18 protein-coding genes and 4 tRNA genes are annotated in these 15,415 nt (G+C 62.2%); 1 reads left to right on the plus strand and 21 read right to left on the minus strand.

All coding sequences use genetic code 11. The annotated features are described in order from the left end of the window. Position 1: 1 nt before the first annotated feature. The 20 genes from ACZI8R_RS07805 to ACZI8R_RS07900 all read right to left on the minus strand — a co-directional run bounded on the left by ACZI8R_RS07805 (position 2) and on the right by ACZI8R_RS07900 (position 13,771). Positions 2-1,252: an MCE family protein gene (locus ACZI8R_RS07805; protein ID WP_463379013.1), complete on the minus strand. Its 1,251-nt coding sequence runs from the start codon at positions 1,250-1,252 to the stop codon at positions 2-4. Continuing rightward, on the minus strand, positions 1,252-2,247 hold the full coding sequence (locus tag ACZI8R_RS07810) for an MCE family protein (RefSeq protein WP_463379014.1): 996 nt from the start codon (positions 2,245-2,247) through the stop codon (positions 1,252-1,254). The genes ACZI8R_RS07805 and ACZI8R_RS07810 overlap by 1 nt, the downstream gene beginning before the upstream one ends. Next, the gene (locus tag ACZI8R_RS07815) at positions 2,244-3,323 is read right to left on the minus strand and encodes an MCE family protein (RefSeq protein ID WP_463379015.1); all 1,080 of its coding nucleotides are present in this window, start codon (positions 3,321-3,323) and stop codon (positions 2,244-2,246) included. Before ACZI8R_RS07815 ends, ACZI8R_RS07810 begins: the two co-directional genes overlap by 4 nt. Continuing rightward, positions 3,320-4,678, minus strand: a complete 1,359-nt coding sequence (locus ACZI8R_RS07820; RefSeq protein WP_463379016.1) for an MCE family protein — start codon at positions 4,676-4,678, stop codon at positions 3,320-3,322. Before ACZI8R_RS07820 ends, ACZI8R_RS07815 begins: the two co-directional genes overlap by 4 nt. Next, complete coding sequence (locus ACZI8R_RS07825; RefSeq protein ID WP_463379017.1) at positions 4,675-5,535, minus strand: MlaE family ABC transporter permease; 861 nt, start codon at positions 5,533-5,535, stop codon at positions 4,675-4,677. Before ACZI8R_RS07825 ends, ACZI8R_RS07820 begins: the two co-directional genes overlap by 4 nt. Positions 5,536-5,539: 4 nt before the next feature. Continuing rightward, a complete protein-coding gene (locus ACZI8R_RS07830; protein ID WP_463379018.1) occupies positions 5,540-6,334 on the minus strand; it encodes an MlaE family ABC transporter permease in 795 nt (264 codons plus the stop codon). A 7-nt stretch (positions 6,335-6,341) separates the two neighbouring features. Beyond that, positions 6,342-7,391 (minus strand): ABC transporter ATP-binding protein, encoded by a 1,050-nt coding sequence (locus tag ACZI8R_RS07835; protein ID WP_463379019.1) that lies wholly within the window; start codon positions 7,389-7,391, stop codon positions 6,342-6,344. A 291-nt stretch (positions 7,392-7,682) separates the two neighbouring features. Next, positions 7,683-8,072 carry a 50S ribosomal protein L7/L12 gene (gene rplL / locus ACZI8R_RS07840; RefSeq protein WP_463379020.1) on the minus strand — a complete coding sequence of 130 codons (390 nt, stop codon included), beginning with the start codon at positions 8,070-8,072 and terminating at the stop codon, positions 7,683-7,685. 78 nt (positions 8,073-8,150) lie between these two features. Continuing rightward, the gene (gene rplJ, locus ACZI8R_RS07845; RefSeq protein WP_463379021.1) at positions 8,151-8,708 is read right to left on the minus strand and encodes a 50S ribosomal protein L10; all 558 of its coding nucleotides are present in this window, start codon (positions 8,706-8,708) and stop codon (positions 8,151-8,153) included. A gap of 415 nt (positions 8,709-9,123) precedes the next feature. Next, a complete protein-coding gene (gene rplA / locus ACZI8R_RS07850; protein ID WP_463379022.1) occupies positions 9,124-9,840 on the minus strand; it encodes a 50S ribosomal protein L1 in 717 nt (238 codons plus the stop codon). Between the two features lie 114 nt (positions 9,841-9,954). Then, positions 9,955-10,389, minus strand: a complete 435-nt coding sequence (gene rplK / locus ACZI8R_RS07855; protein WP_463379023.1) for a 50S ribosomal protein L11 — start codon at positions 10,387-10,389, stop codon at positions 9,955-9,957. Positions 10,390-10,466: 77 nt separating this feature from the next. Continuing rightward, positions 10,467-11,264 (minus strand): transcription termination/antitermination protein NusG, encoded by a 798-nt coding sequence (gene nusG, locus ACZI8R_RS07860; protein WP_463379024.1) that lies wholly within the window; start codon positions 11,262-11,264, stop codon positions 10,467-10,469. A gap of 61 nt (positions 11,265-11,325) precedes the next feature. Continuing rightward, the gene (gene secE, locus ACZI8R_RS07865; protein ID WP_463379025.1) at positions 11,326-11,751 is read right to left on the minus strand and encodes a preprotein translocase subunit SecE; all 426 of its coding nucleotides are present in this window, start codon (positions 11,749-11,751) and stop codon (positions 11,326-11,328) included. A 31-nt stretch (positions 11,752-11,782) separates the two neighbouring features. After that, positions 11,783-11,855 (minus strand) — tRNA-Trp (locus ACZI8R_RS07870). Positions 11,856-12,026: 171 nt separating this feature from the next. Further along, positions 12,027-12,452 (minus strand): (3R)-hydroxyacyl-ACP dehydratase subunit HadB, encoded by a 426-nt coding sequence (hadB, locus tag ACZI8R_RS07875; protein WP_463379283.1) that lies wholly within the window; start codon positions 12,450-12,452, stop codon positions 12,027-12,029. Continuing rightward, positions 12,439-12,927, minus strand: coding sequence for a (3R)-hydroxyacyl-ACP dehydratase subunit HadA (gene hadA / locus ACZI8R_RS07880; protein ID WP_463379284.1), 489 nt, complete (start codon positions 12,925-12,927; stop codon positions 12,439-12,441). Before hadA ends, hadB begins: the two co-directional genes overlap by 14 nt. Positions 12,928-13,079: 152 nt before the next feature. Beyond that, a complete protein-coding gene (gene rpmG / locus ACZI8R_RS07885) occupies positions 13,080-13,244 on the minus strand; it encodes a 50S ribosomal protein L33 (RefSeq protein ID WP_142099888.1) in 165 nt (54 codons plus the stop codon). A gap of 62 nt (positions 13,245-13,306) precedes the next feature. Beyond that, positions 13,307-13,379: transfer RNA gene (locus tag ACZI8R_RS07890), tRNA-Met, on the minus strand. Between the two features lie 45 nt (positions 13,380-13,424). After that, positions 13,425-13,497 (minus strand) — tRNA-Thr (locus ACZI8R_RS07895). Positions 13,498-13,688: 191 nt separating this feature from the next. After that, positions 13,689-13,771: transfer RNA gene (locus ACZI8R_RS07900), tRNA-Tyr, on the minus strand. A gap of 196 nt (positions 13,772-13,967) precedes the next feature. On the opposite strand from ACZI8R_RS07900, the gene ACZI8R_RS07905 reads away from it, so the two are divergent. Next, the gene (locus tag ACZI8R_RS07905) at positions 13,968-14,459 is read left to right on the plus strand and encodes a YajQ family cyclic di-GMP-binding protein (RefSeq protein ID WP_463379026.1); all 492 of its coding nucleotides are present in this window, start codon (positions 13,968-13,970) and stop codon (positions 14,457-14,459) included. Between the two features lie 70 nt (positions 14,460-14,529). Here ACZI8R_RS07905 and htpX read toward each other — a convergent pair whose 3' ends face one another. Then, a complete protein-coding gene (htpX, locus tag ACZI8R_RS07910; RefSeq protein WP_463379027.1) occupies positions 14,530-15,387 on the minus strand; it encodes a zinc metalloprotease HtpX in 858 nt (285 codons plus the stop codon). Positions 15,388-15,415 lie beyond the last annotated feature (28 nt).

The raw sequence follows: 15,415 nt of genomic DNA on the forward strand, positions 1-15,415 counted from the left end.
GTCACTCCCCCTCTCCGCCGACATTGAGTCGCGGTGACACGTTGCCCGGCACTGTGCCCGGAACGACACGACGCTGAATGTTGTCTGCGCTCATGATGCCGAACGGCAGATTCAAAGTCGGTGTCTTCAGGCCCGCCGTGATCTCGGATGTCACTCGGCCACACTGATCGAGGAGCGGCTGCATCTGCGCACCGAGCTGTTCGAAGCGCGGATCACCGGGCACCAGCTTTCCGAGATCGAGCAACTTGCAGACGGCGCCGGCCGGATCCTGCAGATCCGGGAACGCGAGGCGGGATGCGAGCACGCCCGCCTCCGCGTCGTACGAGTTGGCAAGGTTACTGGTTGCCAGCGGCAGCAACGTCAGCGAATTGACGAGCGGCTCGCGGTTGTCGGCAAGGGTCTGTGTCACTGGGACCAGGTCGTTGACGTTCTTGGCCAGCGACTCGCGGTTGTCGGCAACGAACTTGGCGACGTCACCCAGTGCTGCAGCAAGCTGATTCAGTGCGGCACCGAGGTTGTCCCGCTCACCGGCGAGGAACCCCGAGAGGTCGGCCAATTGGGTGTTGAACTCGCGAACCTGCTGATCGTTCGCGGCGAGAGCTCCGACGAAGACTTCCAGATTGTCGACGGTCTCGAAGATGTCGTCGCGGTTCTCGTTGAGAGTCCGCGCCGCCGAGGACAGGTCCGTGATGGTCTTACCCAGGGCCTCACCGTTGTTCTGCAGGTTCGCAGCACCGGTCTCGACGAACTCGGAGAGCGCTCCGTTCTTGTTGGCGCCCTCCGGGCCGAGAGCCGCAGTCAGCTGATCGATGCTCGAGTACAGCTGGTCGACCTCGACCGGCGTCGCCGTTCGACTCTTGTCGATGACGGCGCCGTCCGGCATTTTCTCGCCACCCTTGTAAACGGGCGTCAACTGGACGTAACGGTCCGCAACGACCGACGGCGTGATCTGGGCGGCCTTGGCGTCCGCGGGAATGTCCACACCCTGGTCGACTCGAAGCCCCACCTTGACGACGTCACCCTGCGGTTCCACGGAATCGACGGACCCGACCTTGACCCCGAGAACACGGATGTCCGAGCCCTCGTAGATGCCCACCGACTTGTCGAAGTAAGCGGTGATCTTCGTGGTTCCAGCGCGGGTGAACACCCACCACAGAACCCCGGCCACGACCAGTACGACGACGAGACCGACGGCAACGAGCGCCAACCGGCCTCGCTTACCCCCGCCCGACGCGTTGTCGACGGCGCTCATCAGTTTCCTCCCAAAGTACGCACGGGCGGACGGTCACCCGGAATGTCCGGCAGACCGGGCGGCAGCAGGTTCACGACCACCTGGTCGAACCAACGCCCGTTTCCGACGACGTTGGTGTAGAGCCGAACGAACGGCTCGTACAGCTTCATGGCCTTGTCGAGGTTCTCGTTGTTCTCACGCAGAATGTCGACGACACCGTTGAGTTGCTCGAGGGCCGGACCGATCTGCTCTTCGTTGTCACGCACCAGTCCGGTCAGCTGCTGGGACAGTCGCTGAGTTCCGGTGAGCAGCTGGGCGATCGACTGCTGGCGGGTGTTGAGCTCGTTCAGAAGAAGACTCGCGTCACTGATCAGCCGAGTGAACTCCTCGTTGCGATCCGCCAGCACCTTCGTGGTGTTACTGGTCGCATCGAACAGCTTTCGAAGGTCCTCGTCACGACTCGCGATCGTGGTCGACAACCGGCTCACACCATCGAGGGACGCCCGAATGTCGTCCGGCGTTCCCTCGAACGACTGGGACAGCGTTCGCATGCTCTTGGCCAGCTGCTGGGAATCGATGTCGCCCACAGTCTCCGACGCGTTCGAGAACGCCTCGATGACGTCGTACGGCGATGTGGTGCGCTCCAACGGAATTCGATCGCTCGGATTCAGCGGGTCCGTACCGCGAGGCTCGAGCGCCAAGTACTTCTGTCCGAGAAGGGTCTTGATCTGGATGGACGCCGAAGTCTGGTCACCCACCCAGGCATCCTTCACCTTGAAGTCGACGAGCACTCGATCCCCGTCCAGGTCGACCGAGGAAACCTTGCCGACCTTCACACCGGCGATACGAACCTCGTTGTCCGGTTTGAGGCCTGCCGCCTCGGAGAACTCGGCCGAGTATGTCGATCCCGCGCCGACGAACGGTAGCGAGTCGATGAAGAATGCCGACACGGTTGCAAGCAGCACCACAGCGATGCCGAGAGCGCCCGCGACCGCTGGGCTGCGTCGTTTTCTCATCGTTGCTGCAACTCCTGTAGACCGTCGTGCGTGCATCGCTTTGCCGCATTGGTGTAGAGCGGCTGATTCACGGTCGGAAGACCGGTGGGCAGGTTCAGGTACGGAGACGTGCCCGGACCGGCCGCAATGTCGATACCGCACAGATAGAACTGGAACCAGGATCCGTAGCTCGCTGCGCGACCCAACTTCTCCAGCTTGACCGGCAGAGTTTCGAGAACGCCGTCGACCGTGTCCCGGTTCCGATTCAACGTGCCGGCCACCGTGTTCAGTGCCGATATCGACCCCTGAATGGAAGGTCGTGTCGGTTCGAGAAGGTCCGAGGTGGCATCGGTCAGCCCCGCGAGGGACGTGACCGCAGAGCCGACCACGCCGCGCTCGTTGGACAAGCCGGTGACCAACTGCTGCGTATTGACGATCAACGAGTCCAACTGATCGTCACGCTGGTTGACCGTAGCGAGCACGTTGTTGAGGTTGTTGATCACACTGCCGATCACCGCATCCTTGTCGGCGATGGTGTTGGTCAAGCTCGCCGTGTTCCTGACGAGATCCTCGATGGTTCCCGATTCACCCTGGAAAACCTGAATGATCTGGAAGGACAACTTGTTGACGTCGTCGGCGCTCAGCGTCTGGAAAAGCGGGCGGAACCCGTTGAACAGCGTGGTGAGATTGACGGCCGGCTTGGTCCGATCCAGCGGAATCGTGTCGCCTGCGGAGAGCTTCTCCCCCTGGGCGCCTTCCCCCTGTGCGAGAGCGATGTATCGCTGCCCCACGAGGTTCCGGAATCGGACGGTGGCAGTAGCACTGCCGGGAAGCCAGTCGCGGTCGGTCACCGAGAACTCGACCTTCGCCTGATTGTCGTTGACGATCTCGATCTTCTCGACCTGACCGACGCGGACGCCGGCGATACGCACCTCGTCACCCTCGTTGAGCGAGGTGACATCGGAGAACACAGCGTTGAATTTCGTTCCGCCGCCCCCGCCGAGATTGGCGATGGTCGCGGCCAGAAGGCCGGTAGCCAGCACTGTCACCACTGCGAAAACGATCAGTTTGACGAGCGGTGCCGTCAATCCCCTCATTCGAAGCTCACCTCTGCTCCCCTCAACGCCGGCGCACCCAGCTTCGTAGTCCAGCTCGGTACATCCTGCGGCGCAATACCGTTGGCCTGCCCGTAAACGACGTCCAACGTGTCCTTCTCGGCTCGCGACCCCGCATAGCTCGCCGGGGTGGCCTCGCCGTACGTCGGAACCTTGTCCGGAACGCCGGGCGGCGCCGGGAAGATGTCCAACGGTTCCGCGGAACCAGGATTACGGGTGGGTACCTGGTAGGCACCGTCGTTGTAGGACGAGCCACCCGGATACTGCGGGAACTTCTTGCCCGGCTCCTTGTACTTGTCGTAGCAAGCAGGTCCGCGGTTGTCGATCAGGCGCGGCTCGTCCTGGTTGGGCAGGTACCGACCCTTCGGGTTGGTGAACTGCACGTTTGCGCGCACACCGGGGTGTGGGTCGTCTGGAGCCAGCAGCTCGCGGGCGACCGGGGCCGTCCGAGCGAAGCCTTCGAAGGTGCAACCGAAGATCGGCGAGTACCGCGCCAGAATCTGGAGTGCCTCACGTGAATCCGCAGAGAAGCTGATGATCGAATCCGCGTTCGCCTCGAGCAGGTCTGCCGTGCTGGCCGACGTGCCCGTCAACGAGGTCAACAAGGATGAGAGTTCGTTCTGCTTCTCCACGACCGTGTTGCCGGTGACCGTCAGGTTGTCGAAAGCATCGACGAGCTGAGGTGCCGCCTCGGAATAGGTCTGCGAGAAGTCGGCGAGACCACGCAGGCCCTGCTGCAGATTGGGCAACTCGGTGTTGACGCCCTTGAAGATCTGATCGAGCCGATCGAGCGTGAGACCGAGTTCCGCTCCGCGCCCACTGAGGCCCTGCGACAGCGCGCCGAGGGTGTTGGCCAGATCCTGCGGAGGAATCGCCTGCAGCAGCGGCAGTAGCCCGTCGAGAACATCGCCGACCTCGACCGCATTGCCGCTGCGGTCCTGCATGAGAGTGTCGCCGGCCTCCAGCGGAGCGCCGCGGTCACCCGGCGGGATGATCAGTGAAACGTACCGCTCACCGAACAGCGTCTTCGGGAGCAGTCGCGCCGTCACATTGGACGGAATCAGGTCGGCTTTTTCCGGATCGATCGCAAGCTGGGCAGTGACGACACCGTCCTCACTCGAGGTGTTGCGCACCTCGCCGACGATCATTCCGCGCACTTTGACGTCCGCGTTGGGCGGCAGCGCGTTACCGACCGAATCGGTGATGAGATCCACCTTCACGACCTTGGTGAACACCTTGTTGAAGGTGCCGATCGTGAAGACGAGGAAGAGAGCGAGCACGAGGAAGAAAACGAGGCCCAGCACGCGGCGGCGCAGAACCGACGGAGACTCGTTCATCCGGCCACCCTCACTGTCGTCGTCGTGCCCCAGATCGCCAGGCTCAGGAAGAAGTCGAGCACTGCGATGGTCACGATCGCAGTACGTACTGCCCTACCCACGGCCACACCGACACCGGCCGGACCACCCGAAGCGTGGTAGCCGTAGTAGCAGTGGATGAGGATGAGGATGAACGCGAACACGAGCACTTTCGCGAACGAGTACAACACGTCCTGAGGTGGAAGGAAGAGATTGAAGTAGTGATCGTACGAACCCGGCGATTGCCCATTGAACACCGTACTGATCAACCGCGAAGCCAAATAGGCGGCAAGTAGTCCGACGATGTAGAGCGGGATCACGGCGACGAAGCCGGCGATCATGCGAGTGGTCACCAGAAAGGGAACGCTGGGAACGGCCATGACTTCGAGCGCGTCGATCTCCTCGGAGATGCGCATCGCGCCGAGCTGAGCCGTGAAACCACACCCCACCGTTGCGGACAAGGCGAGTGCCGCAACGATCGGCGCGATCTCTCGAGTGTTCACGTAGGCGGACAGGAAGCCGGTGAGGACCGAGCTGCCCAACTGTTCGAGAGCCGCAAAACCCTGCATGCCGACGACCACACCGGTGAAGCCCGACATCATCGCGATGACGCCGATGGTGCCGCCGATTACGGCGAGAGCACCGGAACCGAAGGTGACCTCGGCGAGCAGCCGCAACACTTCCTTGCGGTAGTGAACGAGAGTGTGCGGCATCCACGCGATGGAACGTGCGTAGAAGGACATCTGCTGACCGGCATTGTCCAGGACGCCGAGCGGTGCCCGGCCGACCTTCTTGAGCGTGGTGACCGCCCGGTCACCACGGCCTTTCGCGATTGTCATCGCGTCATGATCCCTTCGCCGGAACGACCTGCAAGTACACCATCGTCAAAATCAGGTTCGCGAAGAACAGCAGGAGGAACGTGATGACCACCGACTGGTTCACCGCGTCACCCACGCCCTTCGGGCCGCCCTTGGGATGGAGTCCCTGGTACGACGCGATTACACCGGCGATCAATCCGAAGATCGCGGCCTTGAGCTCGCCGATCCAGATGTCCGGAAGTTGCGCAAAAGCTGAGAAGGACGCGAGGTAGGCGCCCGGGTTACCGCCCTGGAGGATGACATTGAAGAAGTAGCCACCGGCGATACCGACCACCGACACGAGACCGTTGAGCAGGATCGCGACGAGAACCATCGCGATCACGCGCGGGACGACAAGTCGCTGAATCGGATTGATGCCCAGGACTTCCATGGCGTCGATCTCTTCACGGATGGTCCGTGAACCGAGGTCCGCGGTGACAGCCGAACCGGCGGCGCCCGCGACGAGTAGAGCGGTCACCAACGGACTGCCCTGCTGAATGACCGCCAACACGCTGGCGGCACCGGTGAACGACTCTGCACCGAGCTGCTTGATCAGCGAACCGGTCTGAAGCGACACCACCGCGCCGAACGGAATGGCGACCATTGCCGTCGGCAGAATGGTGACGCTCGCGATGAACCACGCCTGCTCGATGAACTCACGAAACTGAAACGGGCGCTTGAACGTCTGACGTACTACCTCGACGAACAGCTCGACGATGTTGCCGGCCTGGGTGAAGGCCCCGTTGACAGGCTTGAGCAGCGCTCTACTCGTATCCCCCATGCCTCGATTACCCGCGCTCGTACGAGGAGGCCTCGTAGCCTTCGTCCGTGTACACGGGAATCACCTGGGTGCTCTCTTCGTCGGCCATGCTCTCTTGGATGGCAACCTGTGCGTTCTCGGGCAGCGTGTGCATGATCTGGCGTACGCGTTCCTGTCGACGAGCGACGGCCTGGCGGAACGGCATTCCAGGCGTGGCCTTCATCTGAGGCACGATGCCCTCGACGTCGTCGACACCACCGGCGTGGTGACCTGCGTCGACCATGGCCTGCTCCTGAGCCATCTGGGTCTCGTCCTTCTCCTCGGACATGCCGATCGGACCGATCATGGTGCCGTTGAGGAACTGCTTGACCACAGGCTCGTCACTCGTCAACAAGACCTCACGAGGTCCGAACATGACGAGGTTGCGACGGAACAGCATGCCGATGTTGTCGGGCACGGTGCGAGCCAGGTTGATGTTGTGCGACACGATCAGAATCGTGGCGTCGATCTCGGCGTTGATGTCGATCAACGTCTGCGAGATGTACGTGGTGCGAACCGGATCCAGACCGGAGTCGGGCTCGTCCACGAGGATGATCTTCGGGTCGAGGACCAATGCACGTGCCAGACCGGCGCGCTTACGCATACCGCCGGAGATCTCGCCGGGAAGCTTGTCCTCGGCGCCGACCAGACCGGTCAGCTCGAGCTTCTCCATCACGATCTTGCGGATGTCCGACTCGGACTTCTTCGTGTGCTCACGCAACGGGAACGCGACGTTGTCGTACAGGTTCATGGAGCCGAACAGGGCGCCGTCCTGAAACAGGACACCGAACAGCTTCCGAATCTCGTACAGCTCTTTGCTCGAGCATTCGAGAATATTGGTGCCGTCGATGATGATCGTGCCCTCCTCCGGACGGAGAAGACCGATCAAGGACTTCAGGAACACCGACTTACCGGTTCCCGACGGTCCGAGCATCGCACTGACTTCCCCCTGAGGGAGAGTCAAACTGACGTCCTGCCAAATCGTCTGCGAGCCGAAGGACTTGGTCAGTCCCTCTACTGCAACCTCGACTCCCACCATCTACCTCCGCGACTTCCGATGCGATCACCCTTGTGGGTTGGGTCACTCTATCTCATCGGAGTGTTACCAGTGACAGTGAATGCTACTCAGGAGTAAGTACAGTTGCCAAACCAGGGTACCCAATTGCCGTGACGGATCACGGAACTGCTGGTCAACGCATCGTTATCGGCAGAGTTCCGTCGCCCCACAGCCCTCCCGCATCGCCTCGTATACGCCACGAAAAAGGGCCGCCCCCCAAGCGGGGAACGACCCTTTTTCAGAGCTTGCCAGAAGGGCAGCGCGGAAGCCGTCTTACTTGACGGAAACCTTGGCGCCGGCAGCCTCGAGCTTCTCCTTGGCTGCGTCGGCAGCGTCCTTGTCGACCTTCTCCAGGAGAGCCTTGGGCGCGCCCTCGACCATGTCCTTGGCTTCCTTCAGGCCGAGGCCCGCGACGACCTCACGGACGACCTTGATGACCTGGATCTTCTTGTCGCCGGCCGACTCGAGAACGACGTCGAACTCGTCCTGCTCCTCGGCAGCAGCCTCGGCGCCGGCAGCGGGGGCACCGGCAGCCGCAACGGCGACCGGGGCAGCAGCGGTGACCTCGAAGGTCTCCTCGAATGCCTTAACGAACTCCGAGAGCTCGAGGAGGGTGAGCTCCTTGAACTGGTCCAACAACTCTTCGGTGCTGAGCTTCGCCATTGTGGCGGTCCTTCCTGTAAGTCCCATGTCGCTGATCCGCGACCGGGCGGGGTTGTAGCAGTGATGCGCGGGTGCGGATCAGCTTTCTGCGGCGGCCTCGGCGGGAGCGTCTGCTCCGCCCTCGGCAGCCTTCTTCTCCTGCAGCGCGGCAGCCAAACGGGCCACCTGCGAAGCGGGAGCATTGAACAGGCCTGCGGCCTTTGCCAAGTTGCCCTTCATCGCGCCGGCAAGCTTGGCCAACAGAACCTCGCGGGACTCGAGGTCCGCGATCTTGTTGACCTGGTCCACGGACAGCGGAGCGCCGTCCATGTAGCCGCCCTTGATGACGAGTGCCTTGTTGTCCTTCGCGAAGTTCTTCAGAGCCTTCGCAGCGTCGACCGGCTCGCCCTTGATGAATGCAATGGCGGTCGGACCGACGAAAAGGTCGTCGAGGCCCTCGACGCCCGCTTCAGCAGCGGCACGCTTGACCAGGGTGTTCTTGGCGACGGAGTAGGTTGCACCTTCTCCGAGAGCACGTCGCAGTGTAGAGATGTTGCCTACCGACAGTCCACGGTATTCCGTGATGACGGCTGCGGTCGAACCCTTGAACTGCTCGGTGATCTCCGCAACTGCGGAAACCTTCTCGGCCTTTGCCATACTTCGCCTCCTCTCATGACAGTCGTTATCCCACTTCGGAACCGCTGTGCACCACGGGTGCACAGTCCACGACATGCAAAACGCCCCGGTGCAGGGCACACGGGGCGTGAAAGGAAGCCGGTAGACCGTGGAACCACGATCGGCGGGCATCCCCTTTACCTCGTCCTCCTGCGTGGGCCGCCGGGCATTCCCGGACTTTCAACCGAACCCTTGCGGGGTCGATCACCAACGGTCTTGGGTAGAACATGATTTTGGGGTGAAGTTCGAGTACTGCGCTGAACTCCGCAGATCAGACTACAGAAACACGTCGTCCGATGCAAAACGCGGACCGTGGCCGTGCACGCATCCGCATTCGGAGACACAGCAGGGGCCGAGGACGACATGTGTCGTCCTCGGCCCCTGCTGGTGGAATTACTTAAGCGTCTGCATCCTCGAGGAGGTTGCGGCTACGGCTCGGGTCCACCGGGATGCCCGGTCCGGTGGTGGTCGAGACCGTGACCTTCTTGACGTAACGGCCCTTCGCGGAGGACGGCTTCGCACGCAGGATCTCGTCCAGCGCCGCTCCGTAGTTCTCCACCAGCTTGGCATCGTCGAACGATGCCTTGCCGATCACGAAGTGCAGGTTCGCCTGCTTGTCGACGCGGAAGTTGATCTTGCCGCCCTTGATGTCGTTGACGGCCTTGGTGACGTCCGCCGTGACGGTTCCCGTCTTCGGGTTCGGCATCAGGCCACGCGGTCCGAGGACGCGGGCGATGCGGCCGACCTTGGCCATCTGATCGGGGGTCGCGATCGCAGCATCGAAGTCGGTCCAGCCGCCCTTGATGCGCTCGATCAGATCCTCGGAACCGACGGCGTCGGCGCCGGCGGCCTCTGCTTCTGCGGCCTTCTCGCCCACGGCGAACACGACGACGCGAGCCGTCTTACCGGTGCCGTGCGGGAGGTTGACGGTGCCGCGCACCATCTGGTCCGCCTTGCGGGGGTCGACGCCCAGACGGACGGCAACCTCGACGGTCGCATCCATCTTGCTCGACGACGTGTCCTTCGCCAGCTTCGCAGCCTGCAGTGGGCTGTAGAGCTTGTCGAAGTCGATCTTCTCGGCGGCGGCGAGGTACGCCTTGCTGCGCTTTGCCATATCTTCTGTCCTAACTTCTCACCCGATACCGGGTGAATGGTTCAGTCGTGGTTTCGGGCCTGGCCGGCCCTCCCACGCGATCTTCGTGTCGAGGCGGAGCCTCGTCGACGAGGTCTAGCCGTCGACGGTGATTCCCATCGAACGCGCAGTACCGGCGATGATCTTCGCGGCCTGATCGATGTCGTTCGCGTTGAGGTCTTCCTGCTTCGTCTTCGCGATCTCGCGCACCTGATCCATGGTCACGGAAGCAACCTTGGTCTTGTGCGGCTCGCCGGAGCCCTTCTGCACGCCAGCAGCCTTGAGCAGCAGCTTGGCAGCCGGAGGGGTCTTCAGCTTGAAGTCGAACGAGCGGTCTTCGTAGACCGAGATCTCGACAGGCACCACATTGCCACGCTGCGACTCGGTCGCGGCGTTGTAGGCCTTGCAGAATTCCATGATGTTCACGCCGTGCTGACCAAGCGCGGGACCCACGGGCGGGGCAGGGTTGGCCTGACCAGCCTGGATCTGAAGCTTGATGAGCCCTGCGAGCTTCTTCTTCTTGGGGGGCATCTCAGTTCCTAGTTTCTTGCGGGTGTGTTTCTTGCGTACTGCATTGCAAGTTCTGGGGGCAGAGCTTCGAGGATCTGCTAGATCTTCGAGACCTGCGTGAACGACAGCTCGACGGGAGTCTCGCGGCCGAAGATCGACACGAGAACCTTGAGCTTCTGCTGCTCGGCGTTGACCTCGCTGATGCTCGCGGGGAGCGTGGCGAACGGGCCGTCCATGACGGTGACCGACTCGCCGACCTCGAAGTCGACCTCGATGAGCGGCTTCGCAGCTGCGTCCGAGCCCGTATCGCCCGACGACGTGTCGGCGGCGGCCTGCTTCTTCGCTTCCTGCTGCGGGAGCAGGAACTTGATGACCTCGTTGAGCGTCAACGGCGACGGCCGCGACGTGGCACCGACGAAACCGGTGACGCCAGGAGTGTTGCGGACAGCGCCCCACGACTCGTCGTTGAGTTCCATCCGAACCAGGATGTACCCGGGCAGCACCTTGCGGTTGACCTGCTTGCGCTGACCGTTCTTGATCTCGGTGACCTCTTCGAGCGGGACCTCCACCTGGAAGATGTAGTCGCCGACGTCGAGGTTCTGAACACGGGTCTCGAGGTTGGTCTTGACCTTGTTCTCGTAACCCGCGTACGAGTGAATGACGTACCAGTCACCGGGAGCGCGGCGCAGAGCCGCCTTCATCTCGGCAACAGGATCGACGGCTTCCTCGGAAGCTTCCGCATCGGCTTCGGGCGTCTCAGCGGTCTCGGTCGCGGACTCGGTGCCCTCGCCTGCAGCCTCGACATCCACTTCGGCTGCCGCCTCGGCAGAGACACGCTCGTCGACCGCGGCGTCCTCCGCCACGGACTCATTCGTGTCGTTCTCGGGGGTGCTCACTGGGGCACTCGCTTCCTCTCGTCACTCACATACATCGCAGATCCACTTGCGGACGGTCTTGTCAGCCGAACAACCAAGTGACGCCCTGGCCGACCGCGAGGTCGACGCCGAAGATGAACGCCACCATGAAGACGCAGAACACGATCACCACGCTGGTGTAAGTGATCATCTGCTTACGATTCGGCCAGATCACCTTACGAAGTTCGGCGATGACCTCGCGAATGAACCGACGAAGGCGCTTGAAGATATTGGGCTTCTTCGCCTGATCCTTGGAATCCTTCGCCGACGCTCGCGCGGGCTTTGCCGGCGCCTTCACCGAGGTCGCAACGACTCCGTCGTCCTGCCGACGGCGGGCAGAGCGCTTACCGCTCGGCTTTCCCGTCGGAGCACTGGAACGCGTATCTGCGACAGCGTCGGTGTCGTCGACACCATCCGGGCGCGTGGACCCTGAAGTGTCGCCGTCGCGCTTGGCGCGCTCCTCGCTCACGTCGTTCCTCTCAGTCGCTGGCATCCGGGGGCAGGGGCGACAGGACTTGAACCTGCAACCTGCGGTTTTGGAGACCGCTGCTCTGCCAGTTGAGCTACGCCCCTTCGGCCGACCATTCAGTTCTCACGAACCGAGCTGACCAACCACTCTGCGATTACATGACACGCGCGCTACCCTCCTCGGCAAACAGCACCGTAGGGCAGCGCGCAGCGCTGAGTAATCCCAGAAATCTCAGTGTACTTCAAGCCCCGGAACTAACCCAATCCGACTGGACATCAAGCCAGGCGGACCGTTGCAGTGGCCCTACCGAAGATCTTCTTACCTTCGGATCTGGCCACGAGTGCGACTACTGCAGTCTTCTCGTCCTCGTCCACGGACTTCACCTTGCCGGTGAACTCGACGGCCGCAGCCTTGTGTGCTCCGACGAAGACGGGACTCGTGAATCGAACGTTGTACGCGGTCACCGCACCAGGATCGCCGAGCCATGAGGTGACGAACCCGGCGCCCAGACCCATCGTCAGCATGCCGTGCGCCACGACGCCGTCCAGGCCTGCCAACTTCACGACCTCGTCACTCCAGTGAATGGGGTTCGCGTCGCCGGAGACACCGGCGTAGTTGACCAGGTCACCACGGGTGAGTCGCACGGTGCGAGGGGGAAGCTCCTGCCCGACCTCGATGTCCGCGAACTTACGAAGCGACACCATGCATGACCACCTCCTTGACTGCGTCCATCCAACTCTCGTCGACGGCGCCGCCGCTACGGGCCACGAGTGTGGTGTAGGTGGTCATGACCAGTTCGTCGTTCTGGTCGGTGACGATGTTCTTGGTGACGATGAGGTCACTGCCCGCCATCTGCCGGAAAGAATCGAGGTACACGTCGCACACCAGGCGGTCCCCCACCTGGACGGGCTTCGCGAACTCGAGAATCTGGTCCGCCTGCATGATCTGACTCAAGTCGTAACCGGTGACGATCTCGTCGAACAGTCGCCGCTGAGCGATCAGCCCGACCATGGAGATGAATGTGAGCGGCGCGACCAGACCGTCGTAACCGAGGCCCTTCGCGGCGTCTTCACTCCAGTGCGCCGGGTGGAAGTCCTGAACAGCGCGGGCATAGTCGCGCACCTTCTCGCGTCCGACCTCGTAGAAGTCGTCGACTCGATAGTGATGACCGACCATGGCTTTCGCGTGCGCCGCCGGATCAGTAGTCGGATCCGGCACTGACTGAGTCTCGTCGGTCACGCGAAAGGTCCCCTATCTCCCCTGGACGTGCGACACGAAGAGGCCGCGGAACGCCCTCTTCGTGTCATTGTGTGGAACCCAGGTTCGAATTACTTGGATTCGCGGTGAGCCTGATGAGTTCCGCAGTTAGGGCAGAACTTCTTGATCTCGAGGCGATCGGGGTCGTTACGCCGATTCTTCTTCGTGATGTAGTTGCGATGCTTGCATACCTCGCAGGCCAAGGTGATCTTGGGCCGAACGTCGGTCGAGGCCACGGGATGCCTTCTTTCGGGTATTTCTGATCAGCTGTCGATCAGGGTGGTTCATACATACTGTGTAGCGGTGACCGGACTTGAACCGGCGACGCAACGATTATGAGTCGTTTGCTCTACCAACTGAGCTACACCGCCTCGGTGTCGAGTGTTGCGCACTTGGCGCTTCACCACAATCCAGCGAGCCCCCTAACGGAATCGAACCGTTGACCTTTTCCTTACCATGGAAACGCTCTACCGACTGAGCTAAGGGGGCGTGCCTCTTGTGCGCATCGCTGCGCGCTGAAGCCTTGACGAGATTACACAGAGTTGCGGTCGACTGCCAAACCGGCTGGTAAGCGCGGTTCCGAAAGGAACCACACCACCGAACCACGCCACGCGGTCGATCCACCCCAGCACCTCTACGACAGGACCCCGGCGAACCGAAGTTCGCCGGGGTCCTGGGTGTGGCAGATGTAGGATTCGAACCTACGTAGGCATAAGCCGACGGATTTACAGTCCGCTCCCATTGGCCGCTCGGGCAATCTGCCGTTGCACGTGGAGTGCGATTCCTGTGCGAAATCGATCTCCGATGCGCTGAGAACAATACAACGAACGGCCCCCCGTTTTGCAAACCGGGTGGATACGGGTGGTTGCGAACCGATAGCGTCGGTGAGACCCGCCGATGAGGCCGGGCGCCGTTCCAGGACCGGAGCGGGCAGAACAAGACGAGACCGGGAGTGTGACGTGGCTGATTCGTCCTTCGATGTGGTGAGCAAGGTCGACCGACAAGAGGTGGACAACGCGCTGCATCAGGCCGGCAAGGAGATTTCGACGCGATACGACTTCCGCAATACCGGAGCGTCGATCGACTGGTCCGGTGAGGAATCGATCACATTGACCGCAGATACCGAGGAGCGCCTGAACGCTGCCCTCGACGTCTTCAAGGAGAAGCTGATCCGGCGCGACATCTCGCTGAAGGCATTCGACGCCGGTGAGCCCGCGCAGTCCGGCAAGGTGTTCAAGCTGTCGGGGAGCCTGGTTCAAGGAATCAGCACGGAGAACGCGAAGAAGATCTCGAAGAAGATCCGCGACGAGGGGCCGAAGGGCGTGAAGGCCCAGATTCAGGGTGAGGAACTGCGGGTCAGCAGCAAGAAGCGCGACGATCTGCAAGCGATCATCTCGCTGCTCAAGGGTGAGGACTTCGGCATCGCCCTGCAGTTCGTCAACTACAGGTAAGCGGCTGCGCCGCCTGTGAGCGGCCTGCGAGTCTCCGGACTCGTCGACCGCTCACGGGGCGCGGAGCGGCCTACTGGCCCGCCATCCGCTCCAGACGTTCGATCCGCTCCTTCATGGGCGGGTGCGTCGAGAACAGCCTGCTCATCTTCTCGCCGGCCCGAAACGGGTTGGCGATCATCAGGTGTGACTGCGCGGTCAACTGCGGTTCCGGCGGAAGCGGAGCCGCCTGCGTCCCCTGCTCGAGTTTGCGAAGCGCCGAAGCCAACGCCAGCGGATCGCCGGTGAGTTCCGCACCCGACTGGTCGGCCTGGTACTCCCGCGACCTGGAGACGGCCATCTTCACGATTCCGGCGGCAATCGGGCCGAGCAACGACACCAGTAGGAGGGCGATCGGGTTGGTGCCCTGACCGCGCCCGCCGAACATGTTCGCGAACATCGCGAAGTTGGCGAGTCCCGACACGACGGCCGCCATCGCGCCGGCTACCGACGAGATCAGAATGTCTCGGTTGTAGACGTGGGACAGCTCGTGGCCGAGTACGGCCCGCAGCTCACGTTCGTCCAGGATCTCGAGGATCCCGCTGGTGCAGCACACCGCCGCGTGTCTCGGATTACGTCCGGTGGCGAACGCGTTGGGCGCCGCGGTCGGGCTGATGTAGAGCCGCGGCATCGGCTGGTGCGCGGTGGTGGCCAACTCCCGCACGATGCGATAGATGACGGGTGCCTGAACCTCGGTGATCGGTTGGGCGTGCATGGCCTTGAGCGCCATCTTGTCGCTGTTGAAATAGGCGTAGGCATTCATGCCCACCGCAAAGACGATGGCCAACAGAAGAATCGTCGTGTTTCGAAACAACGCCCCGATGAAGACGATGAGCGCCGACATCCCGACCAACAGGACCAGAGTCTTCGCCCCGTTTGCGTATCCGCGCACGTGCAGCCCTTCCTACTCGTCCCCCACT

Source organism: Rhodococcus huquni (genome assembly GCF_055231055.1).